Origin of the sequence: Allobaculum sp. JKK-2023 (assembly GCF_034745455.1) — a bacterium.
Lineage (GTDB): Bacteria > Bacillota_I > Bacilli_A > Erysipelotrichales > Erysipelotrichaceae > Allobaculum.
The window spans coordinates 2,664,528-2,684,174 of the sequence record NZ_JAYERV010000003.1 but is presented as its reverse complement, the minus strand read 5'-3'; the positions used below and the strand labels follow the sequence as shown (position 1 = coordinate 2,684,174).

The following is a 19,647-nucleotide window of genomic DNA, read 5'->3' as shown; positions in this document are numbered from 1 at the left end:
AAAAGATCAGCGACAGCGTCTGTAAGATACTTCCATTATCTTCCTGATCCCATCCGATTATTTGGTTATCCATGCAGTTCTTCCCTTACATCCGTGTTGTGCTTCATAAGGAAAGGGAATAAAAACTTATCTATGATATTAAACAGTTAATATTTGATGCATGGGCTATTCAAGATCCAAGACAACCGTAATTCTTTTGTAACTCTTCCTTGATAAGTTGGATGCAGAAAGGAAGCTAAATTGGAAACAACCTATGGTAAAAGAAAATATAAAAATTGAAAATTTATCTAAATCCTATCCTGAAGGTGAGGATAGACGAATCGTTCTGGATGACTGTTCCTTTACGATCGAAGCGGGAAAGATGACTTCTTTAGTCGGGAAAAGCGGCAGCGGGAAAACAACGATCCTCAATCTTCTCGGCGGCCTGATGCCAGCCGATCAGGGCCATATTTATCTCGATGGAGAAGATATCACCACGTATTCAGAAAATGAGCTCGATGATTATCGGGCCGAAAAAATCGGGTTTATCTTCCAGGACTTTGAACTGATTGAAGATTTTACAGTTGAAGAAAATATCTGTCTGGTCTCGGATCTTTACCCGAAGGAAAGAAACCAGAAAAGACTGAATGAACTGCTCCAGCATCTGGAACTGACTGACCTGAAAGACCACCTGCCCAGTCAGCTGTCCGGAGGCGAAAAACAAAGGACTGCAATTGCCAGAGCCCTTTATCCCTCTCCATCTCTGGTCCTGGCCGATGAGCCGACCGGAAATCTGGACCGGATCCGTTCAAAACAGGTCTTTGATCTTCTTAGAGAAAACTGCTTTCTTTTTGACCAGACTATCCTGGTTGTCACTCACGATTTGTCTCTAGCCAAACAGGCTGACCAAATTCTGGTCCTCGAAGATGGGAAGGTAAGCCGCTATGAGTCTGACTAAAGGCTATTTTTCTTCCAATAAAAAGCTGGTCAGGAAATTTTCCAGGATGTTCTGGATTGAGACGATTTTCTGCCTGGTCGTTGTAACATTCAGTGCTCTTTCCCAGTTTTACCAGCAAAAGCAGGCAGATGAAACCTATGGAAAATGGACAGCTGCCTACTACGACATCTCCGAAAATGATCTTTCAGAATTAAAGCTCAATCCTCTGTTTGAGACAGTCGGAGCCCAGACCATTGAAGGAACACTGGTCCAGAAAAACACACAAACCATCGAAAGCAGCGGACCAGACGAAGAGGTTGAAATCGAACAACAATTCGGATCGATTGGAATTGCGGATCCTTCCTTTTTTGAAATGGCGGGGCTGAAGCTGAAAACAGGCTATCTGCCCCAAAACGAAAACGAAATTGCCATGGAAGCTGCCGTTTTAGATGGCATGGGCATCAGTTATGAAACCGGACAGCCGATCGAGCTGACAATCCGAAAAGAAAATCCGGATGACCGCAATGATTTTGAAGAGATTACAGAAACCTATGTTCTTTCAGGCGTTATTGAAAACTACTCCAGCACCTGGAGCAGCAACGGCAATCTGATCCGCTCCTTTATCAGCCAGCCAATTCCATCAAAGAGGATTCAAAACAAAAAGAACATCATCGCATTTATTGAACCGAAAAAAGGTTACGAAGACGGAATAGATACAATGTCCACTGAAGACCGTATGATTGAAACCAATGTCAATCGGCTGCTTTCACGGGATCCATTTTCGTCTGGCAATATTCCGGTGACGCTTTGTGTTCTTCTTTCTTTTCTGTTTCTGACCATCTTACAGGCGGAATCGCTTTTTGTGTGGATCTGGAAGCGAAGACAGGAGGTGCGGATGCTGCGCATTCTGGGGGTGCATAAAAAAATCCTGATTCAAGACATTTTCACAATGCTTTTCAAAGCCTGCCGGATTCCTTATCTGATTCTTATCCTGGTTCTGGCCATGTTGATTCCTTTGCGGTATCTGCCCGCTTTGATTGTGTATGTTCTCTTATTACAAATCCTTGTATTGATTGCAGCTGGTGTTTTGATCTATCAAGTTCCACTGCTGAAAAAGAGTCCCAAAAAGAAGAAACTGAAAGCCAAAATCGTTTCTAAAACAATTACAGCTAAAGAAATATCCCGTCGTTTTCTTGGCCGGTATAAATGGATTTACAGACTGCAGATTTTCTGTCTCATTCTTTTACAGATCAGCCTGCTGTATTTTGGAAATCACATTCTAGAATCCACTTATATTTTAAATGAGACTGTCGGAGATTTTCTAATCGAAGGAGCACCTGTAATGGATCCGATCAGTGCCCAGACAAATACTCCGATCCCCGCTTCTGTTCTCTCTACTCTGGAACAGTGGACTGATATTAAGTTGATAGAAAAAGCAAGAACGATCCGTAATCTGAAAACGTCCTGGGAAAATATCCAAGACTCTTTTCTCTACAATCCTGATACCCAGCAGCTTGATCCGCTTCGTTCCATAAATATTCGTGTAGATGAGAATGGCAACGCTGCTCTTTATACCTCGATCGATATAATTGGCGATCCCGTCGTAGCCGATCGAACAATAGAACAGCTAGAAAAAGAAGATGTGATTGGTCAAGTTGACTGGGAGAACTGGAAAAAAGGGGGAGAAGCAATTCTTTATCTTCCAAAAATCAAAATGGGCGGTGATAGATCAGCCTATGGCCTTCATCCCGCCCTAGATGGAAAAGTCGATAAATCAATTCAGCCAGGTGACATGATCACTCTGGAAGATAACAATGGCGTTCAGCATCAGATTCCAGTCAGTGGAATTCTGCGAAATTATGATCCAAAAGCGCTTGATTTCCAGCCATTAGTCTATGGCTTAATTATTGGTGGCACAGAAATTGACACATTAAGAATCTCACTGAACGATATCCGTAATCAGGTTCCTGTAGAAATCGCTCTATCAAAAATGGCGAGTGAAAACAACTTGGTATTTCACAATAATCTAGCCGAAAATGAGCGAGTCGAGCAGTATCACAAGGTTCAGATCATATTGAATCTGTTCACCATCCTGATTCTGTTCTCTGTTCTGATCGTGATTTTGCAGCTATCCAGAATCATGGAAAAAGAAGCAATTGATCAATATCTGGGGATTTTTAAGCGGATTGGAGTATCGGATTCATACCGCAAGCAGATTATAGCCAAAACACGTCACCGTCTGCTGATTATTCTCTTTGCTTCTGAAGTGCTTATCACTCTTGTCAATTTGTTTCTTCTTTACAGACATGCTGATAGATTTGGTGCTTTTCTCCCCTACTTGATCCTTGCCTGCCTGATCCTGCTGATATTCTTCCTGTTAGATCTTTCTTTATACAGTCGATCAGACTAACTCCAAAGCGCCTGGAACAAGCAGCAAGTCCTGCTCAGTCTGGGCGCTTTTTTCAATTCTGCTTTTCCATTCTGATTCCGTTTTATTCGATTCGGCCTTCCATACAGATCCAACAACTTTAATCGGATCTGGTTCGAATTTGTCTTCAACTCACGTAAACTCAAAAACAATGCAGAGAGTGGCCAAACTCTTATTGGAACGACCCTGCCTTGCAAACGGGAGCTGCAAACAGTGTATTTTCTGTATTTGATGAACGGGCAGCATGACGGAAAAACCGGCAAAAAAGAAGCTCCACCTCTAAACGTCAGTACAGGTGGAGCGATTCACAAATTGAATAATTATTTATCACAGGCAATGTGGCTCACCGTCCAGTCAAGGAAGTCTTCGTAGGAATGCTCACCTCTTGCAATGCGATAAGACTCAGCTGCCAGTTCATTTTCATCTAATGAAAGTTCGATTTGGTTAAGATCCAGAATAACCAGCAGAGTTAATGAACCAACTCTTTTATTGCCATCTATAAAAGGATGATTTTTTATCAAACCCCAGGATAATCTGACTGCTTTTTCAACTATTGAAGGATATGCCTCTACAAACCCAAAAGATGCTAAAGGTGCATAATAAGCACTTTCGAGCAATCCCTGATCCCTGCTGCCGTCTTCACCTCCATCATGCAGGATAGATTTTCGGTGAAGCTGAAGTATATTTTCAATGGATGGATACTTCATCTACTCTGCCATCTTCCTGAAGTCGCTGCTATATTTTTCCAGAAATTTATCTGCAGACTCATCGATCTCCCGGCTTGCAGGGAAGGTAATTTGATCGTCTCTGAAAGCAGTCAGGATATAGGCGGGTCTGTTATTTTTCATGATTGTTATCTCCCCTTTCCTGTCAGCCAGTTTCGTTGCCGCACTGAAATTTTGATTTACCTCAGTAATGGAAATCATAGCATTGGTATCAATAATCATAATCCTACCTCCTGCAACCAGGATAGCTAATATTATAGCTATAATCAATCAAAACACAATAGACCAGCTTTGCACAGGCGCTATGGATAATGTTTTGTCTGTATTTGATGAACCGCCGATGCAGAGACCGCTATCTAGAGATTCATCGCCAATAAACAAAACGATGGAAACATTTGGCATTTTGTTTAATTATACTTCTAATCCACTTTATATAAAGTTGTTGTAAATGTCAGTCAGCCTAACGAAAATTTGCAACTGCTCAGGCCAAATCAAACTCACCAAATTCTATCTAACAATCAACTCTAAGCCTGCTGATAAAGGTCATATGTTAGATAGGTCAATTTTCAAACCGCTTATCTTGAAATGCACCTTCAACAAAAAATGCTTATAGTCATCCGATAAGGCTTCAGAGAACTATAAGCATTTTTACTTTTACTATTTTTGAGTTTGTAAGAATATAAGGCCAAGCCGCACTGGAAGTGGTCACAACAAAACAAGCCGCTTCAAACGCTCCAGCTCAATCAGGATCTCAAAAATCAGAAGCTTCAATTGAAACTGAACGGAGCTGATCCTGGATCCCATGGCTCAGATTGAAGTTTAAAACGATCAGAGAGCATACATGTGGCCGCCGGAATGATGATAACGGTTGCCAACATAGCGGCTGGATCCAAATCCGATCAGGATAACAAAGATCGAGTTGAACAGATACAGGCCTAAGAAATAGCCCAGTCCATGACCATAAGCCAGGGAGAGGTTGTAATAGAACACAGCCCGAATCACCGCATTAATTAAAGTCAGGGCATAAGACAGATAAAGCAAAGTCATGATCGCATATGTTACGCCCAATCCATAAAGCAGACCGCTTAAAATGCTCAGACCCGCAAAAGTCCAGAACATATTTGTCTGCCAGCAGATTTTATATTCGATATAGATGTTGTAAACCGGGATAATTGATTTCCAGCCTGCCTCACCGGCCTTTTCGAACATCTTCCAAAGACCAATGACATACAGTACGTACCAGACAAAAGCCAGAACAGAGTAGAGCAGAGAGTTACCATATAACATCAAATACACATCCTTTCTCTGTACTTTTATTATATTGAGAATTGTATTTTATATGGTCTTAATGCCTGCTCGTTTCCTGTACAGTCCATTGAATTTATCTGGTTTTGTATCCAGCCTATGGGCTTGAAATAGAAAAGTTATGAATTATTCAGGGATCCAAGACAACTGTAATTCTTCTGTAATCCTTCCTTGATAAGTTGAATGCAGAAAGGAAGCTTAAATTGAAAACAGCCTATGGTAAAAGAAAATATAAAAATCGAAAATTTATCTAAATCCTATCCTGAAGGTGAGGACAGACGAATCGTTCTGGATGACTGTTCCTTTACGATCGAAGCTGGAAAGATGACTTCTTTAGTCGGGAAAAGCGGCAGCGGAAAAACAACGATCCTGAATCTTCTCGGCGGCCTGATGCCAGCCGATCAGGGCCATATTTATCTGGATGGAGAAGATATCACCACATATTCAGAAAATGAGCTCGATGATTATCGGGCCGAAAAGATCGGGTTTATCTTCCAGGACTTTGAACTGATTGAAGACTTTACAGTTGAAGAAAATATCTGTCTGGTTTCGGATCTTTACCAGAAAGACAGAAATCAGAAACGACTGAATGAGCTGCTCCAGCATCTGGAACTGACTGACCTGAAAGACCATCTGCCCAGTCAGCTTTCCGGAGGGGAAAAACAAAGGACTGCAATTGCCAGAGCGCTTTATCCCTCTCCATCTCTGGTTCTGGCTGATGAGCCGACCGGGAATCTGGACCGGATCCGTTCAAAACAGGTCTTTGATCTTCTTAGAGAAAACTGCTTTCTTTTTGACCAGACTATCCTGGTTGTCACCCATGATTTATCCCTGGCTAAACAGGCAGATCAAATTCTGGTCCTCGAAGACGGAAAGGTAAGCCGCTATGAGTCAGACTAAAGGCTATTTCTCTTCCAACAAAAAGCTGGTCAGGAAATTTTCCAGAATGTTCTGGATTGAGACGCTTTTCTGTCTGGTTGTTGTAACATTCAGCGCTCTTTCCCAGTTCTACCAGCAAAAGCAGGCAGATGAAACCTATGGCCGATGGACGGCTGCCTACTACGACATCTCCGAAAACGACCTTTCAGAATTAAAGCTCAATCCTCTGTTTGAGACCGTCGGAGCACAGACCATCGAAGGAACGCTGGTCCAGAAAAAAACACAAACCATCGAAAGCAGCGGATCAGGCGAAGAGGTTGAAATCGAACAGCAATTCGGATCGATTGGAATTGCGGATCCTTCCTTTTTTGAAATGGCAGGGCTGAAGCTGAAAACAGGCCGTCTGCCCCAAAACGAAAACGAAATTGCCATGGAAGCGGCCGTCTTAGATGGCATGGGCATCAGTTATGAAACCGGGCAGCCGATCGAACTGACAATCCGAAAGGAAAATCCGGATGACCGCAATGATTTTGAAGAGATTACAGAAAACTTTGTTCTTTCAGGCATTATTGAAAACTACTCCAGCATCTGGAGCAGCAACGGCAATCTGATCCGCTCTTTTATCAGCCAGCCAATTCCATCAAAGAGGATTCAAAACGAAAAGAACATCATCGCATTTATCGAACCGAAAAAAGGTTATGAAGACGGAATAGATACAATGTCCACCGAAGACCGTATGATTGAAACCAATGTCAATCGACTGCTTTCACGGGATCCGTTTTCGTCTGGCAATATTCCGGTGACGCTTTGTGTTCTTCTTTCTTTTCTGTTTCTGACCATCTTACAGGCGGAATCGCTTTTTGTGTGGATCTGGAAACGAAGACAGGAAGTCCGGATGCTGCGCATTCTGGGCGTGCATAAAAAAGCATTGATTCAAGACATTTTCACGATGCTTTTCAAAGCCTACCGGATTCCCTATCTGATTCTTATCCTGGTTCTGGCCATGTTGATTCCTTTACGATATCTGCCCGCTTTGATTGTGTATGTTCTCTTATTGCAGGTCCTTGTACTGATTGCAGCTGGTGTTTTGATCTATCAAATTCCACTGCTGAAAACGAATCCCAAAAAGAAGAAACCGAAAGTCAAAATTGTTTCTAAAACGATTACGGCTAAAGAAATTTCCCGCCGTTCTCTTAGCCGGCATAAATGGATTTATGGACTGCAGATTTTCTGTCTCCTTCTTTTACAGGTCAGCCTGCTGTATTTTGGAACCAAAATTATAGGTTCTGCAAGAATTCTAAATCAACGAAGTATCGATTACTACCTGACAGGAAGATCTGGAAGTGATCGGGTGGAAGAAAGATCTGTAAATGGTTCAACATACATTGGGTTCTCCTATCCGATTCCAGCGGAGATTCTGGATGAACTGTATCAGTGGACTGATATTGAAGTGGTCCATACGTCAAGGGCAATCAGAAATATAAAAATGTCATGGGAGAATTTTCAGGAGTCATTTCTATATAAATCTAAAGACAGACAGGATGGCCTGGTAAACATTTGGGGGATCTACGAGGACGAAAACAGTCAATTGTCCTTTTATCCTGCGATATGGATGATCAACGATCCAGAAACCATCGAGCAGTTGAAAAAAGCTGACATCGATGGAACCGTTGACTGGGAAAACTGGAAAAAAGGAAAAGAAGCCATCTTATATTTGCCCCGCTTCAGAACCATGGATTCCGAAGAGGGCGGAAATATCACCCTGACACTGGACGGAGTCCTCGATTCTTCGATTCAACCCGGAGATATCGTTACTTTAGAAAAGGAGAGTTGGCAAGATGAAATTCCAGTCAATGGAATTCTTCGTAATTTTGATCCCCATTCCTTATTTTTTCCAGGCAAACCTTACGATCTTATCGTGTATGGTAATGAAATTGATACTGCTCAGATTAACCTCAATGACATCCGCAACCAGGTTCCAGTGGAACTGGGGCTCTCAAAACTGGCAAGTCAAAACGGACTGGAATTTATGAATATGGCCTCCTTTAATGAGCAAATGCGGCAGTCTTTAAAAACCTCAATCGTTCTCAACCTGTTTTCCGCACTGATTCTGCTTTCTGTCCTTGTGGTGATTCTTCAGCTTTCAAAACTCACAGCAAAAGCAGAAACCAGCCACTATCTGGATCTCTTAAAACGGATCGGGGTACCAAAACGGTATCGAGAGAAGATTGGAACAGATGTCGGTCGTCGGCTGCTGGCGGGTACATTTATCCTTGAAATGGTCATCACCTGCTTCTGGATGTACAACATGTTACACAGTGGTTGGGATCCAAATGATTCATTTGAGGTTGGAATTTATGCAGGTGCAGTTCTCATATTTACTTTAGTTATAGCGGCTTATACATTTATAACAAAAGACTTTAAAAGCCCAAACTCGACACTGCTTTGAGGATCCAATACTGAAGGGTGCCCAATATCAAGCGCAAGTTTTTAGATAAAGCTGCTTCATGATGCTGAGTTTAAAATTCTGAGAAGATAAATATGAAAAATTGTGTCCACGTAATACTCTCGTAACACTACAAGAGTATAAAAAAGTCAGATGAAAAGAAGAACTTACGGGAAGTGGATGGACTCAATCCCATGGATTTCAAGATATCGCAAAACTGAGATTTCATCTTTGAATCATGACCAATCATCGATGAGGCGAAATGAAATTAAGTCTTTGCATTCTTGAAACAACTCGTAGGATTCGGAAAGGAAAACAAAGTTTCGCTCATAAAGAAACGATTCATCTATTACAGCCAATCAATCCGGTCTATACTCATGTCTAATCAACCAAAAATAAAGTACGAAACAGCATCTCTCGTAATTCACATCAAAAGGATTACTGAGTCGAGGGACTAGAATTAGCTTTCTCGATAATCCACCCAATGCAGGGAATGGTTATGTTCCCCACCACAAAGCTATTCCTTTTTGCATTCGTAATCAGTGGCCTCTTCTCTGCCATCTGGCTTTAAGAGAAGAGGTCACTTGTAATTTGTCTGGTCAGACCATGCCCATTATCTGATTTTCTGTATATGTAATACTTTCTTAACAATAATCAAGTATAAGAAAGATATAAGATGAATCCAGAAACCAAATAAGTGTAAATACTTGAACGGGCAAACATTTGTTCATGAAAATCACCGATGACCATCCCTATATCGACTTAATTCATCCACAATCCGTTTTATCTGCATTCAATATTTTCTGAAATCATCTAATTAAGAAAGGGTCCGTACGGGTATGACCAAACAATTCTCCGGCTCGATTCATTTATAACCACTTAATGCCCAAACAATTGGTTGGATGATTAGCGGAGATTTTTTTGAAAGCGGCATCCCATCGCTAGGTGAAACTGTAATTGGTGGCATTGGTGAATTTGCTTCTGTTACGTTATACGCATCTTATTCATCGAATCACTTTGCCTACTATAATCAATCCGGCCGTTATTACATGCCCCATAGATAGGTACAAAAAATGAAAAAGTTCCTTGAAGTAATTATTCTTGTGCTCTGCATTTCGATTCCTTGGGTGTTGAAAATTGATTCCTTGTCGTTAATAGAGTATCCAGATACAAGTTTAGCTATTCCTCTGACAAACTGTGAATACGTTTTGAAATGGATAACCTTAGAAGGAGTATTGATTTTTCTTTTAAGCAAGCTTGAAAATTCAAAAAAATAAAAGTAGTCATCTGCGCGCGATTGTGATGCTAACTGTGTGATGGTTAAAGCCCTTGGTTTAGAACGGAGAGAATTTCTATCCTAGATAACTCTTGGATAAAACGAAGCACCAGCATCCGTCACTTTCAAAAATAGTGGACGCTGGTGCTTTTCACATTCAATACAGACCTTGTGTCAGACCTGTAATCAAACCAGTTTTCTATTGAATCAACACGCAAAAAAACGGAATTTTACGAAATTTTGATTGCCATTCCCTGTTTTTCCCCGGTCAACCTTACGACCTTATCGTTTATGGCGATGAAATTGATACTGCTCAGATTAACCTCAATGACATCTGCAACCAGGTTCCAGTAGAACTTGGGCTATCAAAACTGGCAAGCCAAAACGGACTGGAATTTATGAATATGGCCTCCTTTAATGAACAAATGCGGCAGTCTTTAAAAACCTCAATCGTTCTCAACCTGTTTTCTGCCCTGATTCTGCTTTCTGTCCTTGTGGTGATTCTTCAGCTTTCAAAACTCACAGCAAAAGCAGAAACCAGCCACTACCTGGATCTTTTAAAACGGATCGGAGTCCCAAAACGATATCGTGAGAAGATTGGAACTGATGTCGGTCGTCGGCTGCTAGTAGGTACATTTATCCTTGAAATGGTCATCACCTGCTTGTGGATGTACAACATGTTACACAATGGTTGGGATCCATACAGTTCATTTGAGGTTGGGATTTGTGCAGGTGCAGTTCTCATTTTGATTTTGATCCTGGCTGTTTATGTGCTCAGAACCAGTCCTTCGAAATTGAGTAGAAAATTCCATTATGGTAGTCACTGACCTTATTCAAACTGGATAGCAATATGGTTGGGTCCCCTTGCCTGAACAATGAAGAAATTCCAGAACCGGTCATATTAATCGATCAGCATCATTCGTAACACTTCCGTAACACTTCCGTAACACTAACAAAGTATAAAAATGTAGAAGGTGAGTCCGATCATCCTTTAAATTTCTATTTTTAAGGGGTCTTTGATTGGAATCATCGTAATTCGAAAGGAGAATGAATCTAAAACAAGCACATCTCCAACAGCAAGATATATTTTTCATCTTCACAGTCGGTTTCATAATTGGAACGTTCTCATTGCCCTTGGTTTTAAACAGATGAACAGATAACCAATAATCAGTTGACCAAATGATCAAACTCACAACCGTTAATAATCGGCATTGCAGAGCAAGTCTGTTATTTTTAGCAGTCATGTCCCCACCACAAGTCTATTGAACCTGAATAATTCATGAGCTTTTTCACAAATGCGTTTTATGTGGATTTGTTCTCGAATTAAAGACAAAAATGGAGATTACTAGGTTATCCCCATCATTAGGGATGGACAAGGGGTACGGCAGAAGGCAAAAAAAGAAGGCTTTAAAGGACGAATAGTGAAGAAAAATTGGGCTTGTGCACGACAAAAAGACAGTCCGAAGGCTGTCAAAAATTTAAATTAGCTTTATATACAGTAAATTTAACATGGGCAGTTCGCTATCCACCTGACTGTCCTGGCTTTGTGAAGATAGTGCATGAACCGTTGGGCATGACGAAAAGAGCTGGCAATCTTCAGATGAAAGCTCTTGGCGTGACGGCTGAGTCTTGAAGCAACTTTCTGGTACCTGCTTCGGAAGGATCTGACAGTGATGTTCTGATCTGTTCCTTCCATCACACGAAACTGAAAGAAGCGGAAAAGATTATAGGCAAGGCATTTCAAAAGGAATTCAAACGCATTTGCCTCAAATGAGCGATGTGAAAGAGTGTTTGCCATAAAGTCGCTTTTCAGCTCCTTGGTGTAGTTTTCACTGTTGCCTCTCTGGCAGTAGAAGTTGATGATCTGCTCAGGAGTCATGGCTTCAAGATTGGTGATTACCGCAAAAATATGGGGAATCAATAGAAGCTGTGCCTGACCTTTCTTATCCTCTTCTTCGGTGAAATAGAGCTTAAAGCAGACTCTTCTGCTTTTTGAAGAATTGGACATCTGATAGCGGAGTTCTCCGTAAAAAGGCCTGGCAGAAGTATAAGTGCTGTCTTCTTTATGACTGGAACTGTCATAGACATCCTGGCACAGGCCTTCAAGTCTGCCCGTTCCTTTGGCTCTGATGGCATAACCAACCGGATTGGAACGTTCTTCAAACAGGTTCATCAGGTCGCCCGAGAAAAAAGCAGCGTCCCCGCGGAACTTGATATCCCGCATTCTTCCATCTGCAGTGTAGTCAGGCAGTCTTTTCAGGACTTCGGCCATGATCAGCTCGGCTTCATCGGCAGAGTAAGTAGAACCAGGACGCAGCCATGCCCCGACAAGAGCTCTCGTATTGTATTCGTTGATGACAAATGGATGATATCCCACCTGACTGTAGTGATGGATCCATGCAGAACCTTCCTGTTTTCCATAGGTATCGTTTTTTTTCGAATCGGCATCAAGAAGAATATCGTCCTGGCTGCCGCTTATAAATCTGCAGGCCTGATCCATGAAAGCGCGCCAGAAAGCATTATTGGTGTCCTCGCAGACACGGCTGAAGAACCGGCTGACAGAGCTTTGGGAAGAGATTCCCTGAAAGTACTGACAGAGGATTGGATCTTTGGCGAGAACATCCTGGTCCGCCTGTGAAGAGTAGCCAAGGATATACTTGAAAACCTGCTGGGTCAATAATGAGAAATTGGAGTTTCTGCTGTGGCAGGATCCTCTTTCATCTGAAAAAGGAAGATCCGCAAAAGGCTGAAGAAGTGAATTAGAAGTGATGAAATCGAGGGGGAGAATCGCACCAGTATCGGAAGAAAGATTCCCTCCGTTAAATGAAATGTTGCATTCAGGAACAAAACCGGCCATACTATTGTTCAGGGTGTGTGTCATTGTTCAAAATCCTTTCTTTGTTGTTTAGGGTGAATAATATTGTACAGGATTGATGAACGATTTACACTCACCTGTTTGGTGGAAAATAAGATGGCCGGAAACACGTTCTTTAAAGGTGTTTCCGGCCATTTGTCGGTTTTGATGAATTGTTCAGGATTAGAATAATCAAGCCGTGCCGATAAACATAAAACATTCTTTAGTTTTGCGATAGATGTATAAATGCATGAATTTAATTCTGCTTTATGCTTATTCCTTTCGGTACGTTTGTCTATTGTTAGGTTCTCTTCAAACAAGCCCACTAACCACTGATTCTCCGGAAAGTATCCCATCAACCTAAGAGATTGCCATTGATGAGCGTTTAAAGACTAACTCTTTTTCTAACGAAGTGAATACTAATCAAAAAAATTTAAGGATTGGCAGAGTAACTGTCTTTATTTAAGTACCCTGTAAAATAAACAGTCCTGCCAGCATCGTTATTAAGCCAAAAGAAAGATGCTTAAACAGAACTGATAGAAGGTGAATATGAATATGAATATGAATAAAACAACGAAATATACCCTTGTCTTTTATTGCCGGTTTTATAATTGGAATGTTTTTATTGCCTTTGATTTTGAACAGATAGACATATACCGATTAGTTAGTTGATCAAACGATCAAGGCAAATATGCATTACATGAACTATCACTGTTAATAATCGGCTTTGCAAAACAAGTCTGTCATTCTAACAGTTATATTCCCATCACAAAACTATTCCTTCCCGCATTCGTAATCAGCGGCCTCTTCCCTGCCATTTGGCTTTAAGGGAAGAGGCTGCTTTTAGTTTTTCTGATCAGAGCATACCTATTTTACAGGATTTTATAGTATGTCTGAGGGCATGGGTTTTATCTGCTCAAATCATGTCAGCCTGATCAAGTTTCAATCCACACAGTCCATATGGACCGCGACGTAATAGAACGATTCCAATCATATACTGTTTTGATTGTTTTGAATATAGAAAATGGTGATCACAATATCATTCGTTACTCAATACCTGTGAATTCATATTGGCTTGAAAAGAGAAGACTCTTTTCGTGAAGATAGTCGTTCGACAATCCGTATCCGTTTAATCACAATCCTTATACAAAGCGGATATTAAAAATACCATTCTCCAGACTATTCCAAAGGGGTGTGAACAGTAACCTGATCAAGAAACTCCGCCCGATTCCAGGTCATGGATGGGAAAGGTTAATTTAACAATGGCTTTTCCTTCTGTTGTTAAGGCTTCAAATTTTCCATGATGGGCAGTCATCGTCTCTCGAACAATATCCAGACCAATTCCAAAATGGCCATTTTCAGCAGACTTTGACTGGTATCGTCTGGGGCTTCCGGCTTCAAGAAACGATTCATTCTGAAATTGGTTGACCAGTTGTATCTGAATGTTCGTCGAAAGTCGAAGAACCCGAATTTGGATCTGACTGTTTTGGGGAGCTGCTTCAATTGAATTAGCCAATATGGTTTCCAGAGACTGTCCAATCCAGGTGGCATCACAGACAATTTGAGCATCTGTTTCAATTGAGATATCCATCGATAAATTCTTATGTTCCAGTTCCCGTTTTTTCTTCTGAATGGTCAGCTCCAGGATCTGCTTCAGACTCGCCTGCCCATAAACGGAATCAATCAGGCTGCTACGAATCAGAGAATTGCAGTTGTCAACAACTTCTTCCAGTTCCTCCTTCATGGAAGGATCTGGCAATTCATCTGCAATAAAATACAGGCTGTTCAGGGAAGATCGCACCTGGTGCAGTACATTTTCATACTGGATTTTCTTATGCTGGGCTCTTTCTTTTTCCAGGCTGATCTTTTTCTCATTCAGGTTTTTAAAAAACTGAAGATCCCGACCAATCGATAATAGATCAAGATCAGGCACTGTCTTTTCATCCTCAATCAAATACAACTGAATGTTCTTCTGTTCCTGGTCAATTTTCCTAAATGTCCGGATCAGAAAGAACATCAGCAGAAATATAAGGAGAATAGCCAGAACCAGCCCCAGCAAAACGACTGGGCTTTGAACCAGCTGCTCAAACAAGTAGCGAGTCTGGATCCAGCTTTCAATCTGGTCAAACCAGTTGGCCAGATTTGCATGGCGTTGGGCTGCCGAACTCTGAAGGCCCATAAAAATTGTTTCCCGGTTAAACATGGATAGAATCCAGAGAACAACCCCGGTCAGTATGAGGACAATCATCCCAGCAAGCAGCAAAAGAAGAGTCAGGAAGATTGTTTTGGTGGATTTCTTATTCATCGCCCAAATCCTGTTGGTTCAAAACCAGCTGGTACCCTTTGCCGCGAAGGTTAGTGATTTCTATCTGATCAGGCAGCTGTTTTCGAAGCTCCGCAAACCGAACCCGCAAAGACCCATCCGTGCAGTCCTCAGAAATCAGACTTTTTAAAACTTCCTTGGATACAACCGCAGGATAGGATTGAAACAATTTTTTAAACAGAACAGCTCCCGGGACGGAAAACTGAATGGTTTTCTGTTGATCACCGGTGAGTTTTCTTTCCTCGACATTGTAAATCCAGCCTTCTTTTTCGATGGTTTCCTGAAGCAAGCCTGCGCGTTTTACTGCAGCATTGATTTTGGCCAGCAGGATCTGAGGCCGGACTGGTTTTTCAATATATTCATCCGCATTCAGCCGGTATCCTTCCAGAATACTGGACTCCTCCAGATCTGCGCTCAACAGCAAAATCGGTGCCTCACTGAAGCCATGAATCCAGTTCAGGCAGTCAAAAACCGACTCTCCATTCATATGCACATCCAGCAAAAACAGATCGATATGATCAGTTGCCTTTTCGCACAACTGATCAATCGTCTGGCAGCTGATCACCTCATATCCATGACTGACTAACAACGATTGAATCTTTTGATTTAGATTACGATCATCTTCACACACTAAAATTCGTATTTTCATACAAAAAGTATAGATAAATCAATCAAAAAACAAAACATACCATCGATGTTTTTTTCGTTTTGGTCATGAAAAGACGATTCCGATATCTGATCAATCACCAGCCTGAATGTGTTCTGGTTTCTGGGTAATGTTACGAGGCATCTTGTATTACATAGATTTCGGGATTTCAAGCACAATCCATTTCATACCTGCCTAGGCAGGTATGAAATGGATTGTGCTTTTTTGCATCATATTAAATTTACATTTTAGAACGTTAACAGTTGGATTAAAATTATTCTAAGGTGATTATCATGTGTATTGTCGGAAAACTCCCAAGCATTGATCCAAGTTCATACTCATCCAACTTTCAAAACCGTTATGACCGGGATCTAAAAAATGCTCTAAGGATACGTTCTAAGTGTCCCTGTTGCGGAACTGTTGGCAAAATGAAGGTTCATTCCCATTACCAACGCTATCTATATACCAGTAAAAATTCAAAACCATTTCATCTGACTGTGACCGTCTTTCGTTGCGAATGTAAAACATGTGAACATCCATATCATGCATTTTTACCGCTCTGGATATGTCCTTTCTGTGTCTTTACATATAGTTTTCTGGTATGTGTTCTTGGCTATTTTTATGGCCCGGGGAAAGAGCAGTTTCAGACGACTGCCACGCACTTCCATTTACCCCGATCCACCATTCGCAGCCTGATTAATCGTTACTCGGCCGAGGACTGGAGAATTATGCAGACCAGACTTGCCCATCAAAATCAGTTGTCCAGAGGCCGGACAGCCTGCAAGCTTGCCCAGTCTTCTAAGAGGCTCATAGACTTTCTTGTTGATTTTCTTCACATCCACAGTGAATCTTTTTTTACGCGTCACTTTCCAATATCAAGCCACTGGTCGTTCATCTGTTATGGGGTATGGAATTTATGCATATGACCACACTCAAATCATTTGGACATAGTAGAAGCGGCCGATTTGATGGTATGTTGGGATTGATCTTATTGGAGGTGAAATCTTGAATCAGGAAAACAAAGAAAAGATCGCAATCTGGAAAGTTGGCGTCATTTCCCCTATCCTTCATCGGAAAAAAGAGGATGAATCCAGACATGCCTTAGCCAAAAAAATCGCTTCATCGCCATTGATGAACCCTGTCACTGGGGTATCAAAGTTTTACAGTCCACGCACCCTTCTCTGGTGGTGCCACTGCTTTGAATCTTCGGGACTGGATGGTCTTATTTCGCGCAGCAGAAAAGACCAGGGGGTGTTTCGCGCCCTTACTCCCCAGGTTCAAAGCCGAATCTGTCAGATCCTTGATCAGTTTCCAAGAATTTCCAACGTGAAGCTGAGAGAAAGGCTGAAAGACGAGGGTATTATTGATGATTCGCTTTCTCAGTCAACAATTGATCGCTTTGTCAGAACGGCCAGACCAGAAAAAAAGCTCCCTGCCATTCATCAGAATAAGGACAGGAAGGCTTTTGAGTTCCGGCATGCCAACGAGTGCTGGCAGGCAGACACCACTTTCTTGCAGAATTTAAATGGTGAAAAAGTCTGTCTGATGCTCATTGTGGACGATGCCAGCCGGATGGTTGTTGGGTACGGTATCTATACCCACGATAATGCCGCGAATTTTCTTGAAGTGCTTAAGGACGCAATCGCTCGGAATGGAAGACCGGAAAAGCTGCTTCTTGATCACGGCGGAACCTATGAAAACCACCATCTGGCCTTAGCCTGCGCACAAGCAGGAATCGTTTTGCGTTATTGTGCTGTGCGGGATGGGGCCCAGAAGGGGAAGGTAGAAAGATTGAACCGAACCCTGAAGGAAGGATGGCTCAATCAGATTGACTGGACAAGTTTCAACGACCTGGCAGAAGTAAAAAGCTCGTTCAGTCACTATCTCTACCCTGAGTATATCAATAAACCTCACTCTTCTCTAGCCAAAGAGGATGGTACCTGTCTGACACCAAGAGAAAGATTCCTTATGGATCAGGAATACATCCATAAAATTCCTCTGGAAAAACTGGATTCTATCTTTGTCTGCAGGTATGAGCGAAAAGTCAAAACAAACTCGACTGTTTCGGTTCAGAATGTCCTTTACGAAGTTCCTTCAGAATTCATGAAGCAGAAAATCGAAATTTTTATCGACCCTCTTAATGATGATCGGGCATGGATCCTGGATCCGATCTCAAACAAGCAGATTTCTGTAAAAAAGGTAGATAAGCATGAAAATGCTTATACCCATCGCAAACGCCATATTGTTTACCCGCATAAGGAGACACAGTAATGGAACCGACATTATTCTTTGGCCTGCGGCAGCTGCCCTTTCAGAAATCTTCACGCTACCGGCATCTTTACAAAACAGAAGATATTCAGCAGCTTGAAGGTCGACTGGAACATTTAAAAAAGGTTCGCGGAATTGGTCTGATTACTGGCAAACCCGGAACTGGCAAGACTGCTGCGATCCGTGAATTTACCAACAACCTTAATCCAGCTTCGTTTAAAGTGATTTACCTGCAGATGACAACTGTCACTGTTGCGGAGTTCTTTCGGATGCTTTCAAGTGAGCTTGGTCTTGAGCCGCAATATAAAAAGGTTGACCTGTTTCGGCAAATCCAAGATGAAATCCGCTATCAGTGCGAGGAAAAGAAATGTACGCCGGTGATTATCATTGATGAAGCACAATATTTATCCAATGCCATTCTGCGGGATCTGGTTATGCTTCTGAACTTTGAAATGGATTCTCGTGACTGCTGCATTCTGATTCTCTCGGGTCTTCCCGGACTGAATCGAATTTTAAAACAGAGCATCAACGAATCTCTCAGACAGCGAATCATCGTGAATTATCACGCAAATGGCCTGAGTCGAAAAGAAGCAGGACAGTATGTTGAGTGGTGTCTGAAGGAATCGGGCTGCGAAGAACCGGTATTTTCTGAAGATGCCATTGAAGCAGCCTGGCGCTTTTCGCAGGGTTCAGTAAGGGTTATGGATTCGCTTCTTTCCAAAAGCATGATTGAAGCAGCTGCACAGAAAAAGCGGCAGATCACAGCTGATATTGTAACCATTGCCCGTGAAGACTGTGAACTTGACATTTAAAATGAACTGGAGATGAAGATGATGTATTCAACATTTAATCCTTATGATCTCTTTCACTACCTGAAGAAAGAAGGATCAAGCTATGAAGAAGCTGCGCAGGCAGTACAGACACGCAACGAAGAAATTCCGGCCTATGAATATCTCATCCGAAAGTACCTTTCATCGGAGCATTGCCACGCAGTCGTTGTAAGGTCAGATGGCATTGAAGAGCCGCGCTATACAATTACAGGCTATGATCCTGATCACCGTACAGTTTTTGTACAGGCCCGAACTGGTGCGTACGGAAGCAGTAAAAATCAGGAGATGAAAAGTCTTGAAATTGAAGAGTTTATCTTTGGGCCTTATCGGATCTGGGACACGGTAGACCCTGTAGCCCAGTACGAATACTATAGTTTCGAAAAAGCGAAAGAATGGGCAAATACAGAATTGCCTTTCTGAATAGTTAAACGAGATCTGATGCAAGAAATGCATCGGATCTCATTTTTAATTATCAATAACTAATTTTATCAAAAAGCCAAGGGTCATATTTTTGAAAAAGAAAGTGACGCGATAATTCATATCGATTTATTGAAATCAAGATGTTTAGAAAGATTTCTGGAGCAAATAACTGCAATAAAAATTAACGTATTATGTCAAATCAATTCGACGCGTAACAGTAACTTTTCAAAAACGCAAAAACAAAAAGCTCCTGACCATTTATATGGTAGAAAAACCACATAAAGATCAAGAGCCTGCCATTCCAAATACACTTTGACTTTCGAACGCCACA

15 protein-coding genes are annotated in these 19,647 nt (G+C 41.7%); 8 read left to right on the top strand and 7 right to left on the bottom strand.

Annotated features, from left to right (window positions below; all coding sequences use genetic code 11):
* Positions 1–253: 253 nt before the first annotated feature.
* Positions 254–937, top strand: a complete 684-nt coding sequence (locus tag U4956_RS10870; RefSeq protein ID WP_323090704.1) for an ABC transporter ATP-binding protein — start codon at positions 254–256, stop codon at positions 935–937.
* A complete protein-coding gene (locus U4956_RS10865) occupies positions 924–3,326 on the top strand; it encodes a hypothetical protein (RefSeq protein ID WP_323090703.1) in 2,403 nt (800 codons plus the stop codon). Before U4956_RS10870 ends, U4956_RS10865 begins: the two co-directional genes overlap by 14 nt.
* Positions 3,327–3,664: 338 nt before the next feature.
* Here the strand turns inward: U4956_RS10865 and U4956_RS10860 are convergent, their stop codons facing one another.
* From U4956_RS10860 to U4956_RS10850, 3 genes are all read right to left on the bottom strand, one after another.
* Entirely contained in the window at positions 3,665–4,051 is a 387-nt protein-coding gene (locus tag U4956_RS10860) for a type II toxin-antitoxin system death-on-curing family toxin (RefSeq protein WP_323090702.1), read from the bottom strand.
* Positions 4,052–4,291: a hypothetical protein gene (locus U4956_RS10855; protein WP_323090701.1), complete on the bottom strand. Its 240-nt coding sequence runs from the start codon at positions 4,289–4,291 to the stop codon at positions 4,052–4,054. It abuts the gene before it with no gap.
* Positions 4,292–4,897: 606 nt separating this feature from the next.
* Positions 4,898–5,356, bottom strand: a complete 459-nt coding sequence (locus U4956_RS10850; RefSeq protein ID WP_323090699.1) for a DUF5684 domain-containing protein — start codon at positions 5,354–5,356, stop codon at positions 4,898–4,900.
* Positions 5,357–5,590: 234 nt separating this feature from the next.
* Between U4956_RS10850 and U4956_RS10845 the strand changes: the two genes are divergently transcribed.
* The 3 genes from U4956_RS10845 (at position 5,591) to U4956_RS10835 (ending at position 10,802) form a co-directional block, all read left to right on the top strand.
* On the top strand, positions 5,591–6,274 hold the full coding sequence (locus U4956_RS10845) for an ABC transporter ATP-binding protein (protein WP_323090698.1): 684 nt from the start codon (positions 5,591–5,593) through the stop codon (positions 6,272–6,274).
* Positions 6,261–8,702, top strand: a complete 2,442-nt coding sequence (locus tag U4956_RS10840) for a hypothetical protein (RefSeq protein WP_323090697.1) — start codon at positions 6,261–6,263, stop codon at positions 8,700–8,702. The genes U4956_RS10845 and U4956_RS10840 overlap by 14 nt, the downstream gene beginning before the upstream one ends.
* 1,677 nt (positions 8,703–10,379) lie before the next feature.
* A complete protein-coding gene (locus U4956_RS10835; RefSeq protein WP_323090695.1) occupies positions 10,380–10,802 on the top strand; it encodes a hypothetical protein in 423 nt (140 codons plus the stop codon).
* A gap of 677 nt (positions 10,803–11,479) precedes the next feature.
* On the opposite strand, the gene U4956_RS10830 is transcribed toward U4956_RS10835, so the two are convergent.
* The 4 genes from U4956_RS10830 to U4956_RS10815 form a co-directional block, all read right to left on the bottom strand.
* On the bottom strand, positions 11,480–12,856 hold the full coding sequence (locus U4956_RS10830; RefSeq protein WP_323090692.1) for an IS1380 family transposase: 1,377 nt from the start codon (positions 12,854–12,856) through the stop codon (positions 11,480–11,482).
* 1,183 nt (positions 12,857–14,039) lie between these two features.
* Positions 14,040–15,134: a sensor histidine kinase gene (locus tag U4956_RS10825; RefSeq protein ID WP_323090691.1), complete on the bottom strand. Its 1,095-nt coding sequence runs from the start codon at positions 15,132–15,134 to the stop codon at positions 14,040–14,042.
* Entirely contained in the window at positions 15,127–15,801 is a 675-nt protein-coding gene (locus tag U4956_RS10820) for a response regulator transcription factor (protein WP_323090690.1), read from the bottom strand. The genes U4956_RS10825 and U4956_RS10820 overlap by 8 nt, the downstream gene beginning before the upstream one ends.
* Before the next feature lie 665 nt (positions 15,802–16,466).
* Positions 16,467–16,640 (bottom strand): hypothetical protein, encoded by a 174-nt coding sequence (locus U4956_RS10815; protein ID WP_323089017.1) that lies wholly within the window; start codon positions 16,638–16,640, stop codon positions 16,467–16,469.
* 163 nt (positions 16,641–16,803) lie between these two features.
* Between U4956_RS10815 and U4956_RS10810 the strand changes: the two genes are divergently transcribed.
* The 3 genes from U4956_RS10810 to U4956_RS10800 are packed head-to-tail and all read left to right on the top strand — an operon-like array spanning position 16,804 to position 19,316.
* Positions 16,804–18,069: a DDE-type integrase/transposase/recombinase gene (locus tag U4956_RS10810; protein ID WP_323089018.1), complete on the top strand. Its 1,266-nt coding sequence runs from the start codon at positions 16,804–16,806 to the stop codon at positions 18,067–18,069.
* Positions 18,069–18,878 (top strand): ExeA family protein, encoded by an 810-nt coding sequence (locus U4956_RS10805; RefSeq protein ID WP_323089019.1) that lies wholly within the window; start codon positions 18,069–18,071, stop codon positions 18,876–18,878. Before U4956_RS10810 ends, U4956_RS10805 begins: the two co-directional genes overlap by 1 nt.
* 18 nt (positions 18,879–18,896) lie before the next feature.
* On the top strand, positions 18,897–19,316 hold the full coding sequence (locus tag U4956_RS10800) for a hypothetical protein (protein WP_323089020.1): 420 nt from the start codon (positions 18,897–18,899) through the stop codon (positions 19,314–19,316).
* Positions 19,317–19,647 lie beyond the last annotated feature (331 nt).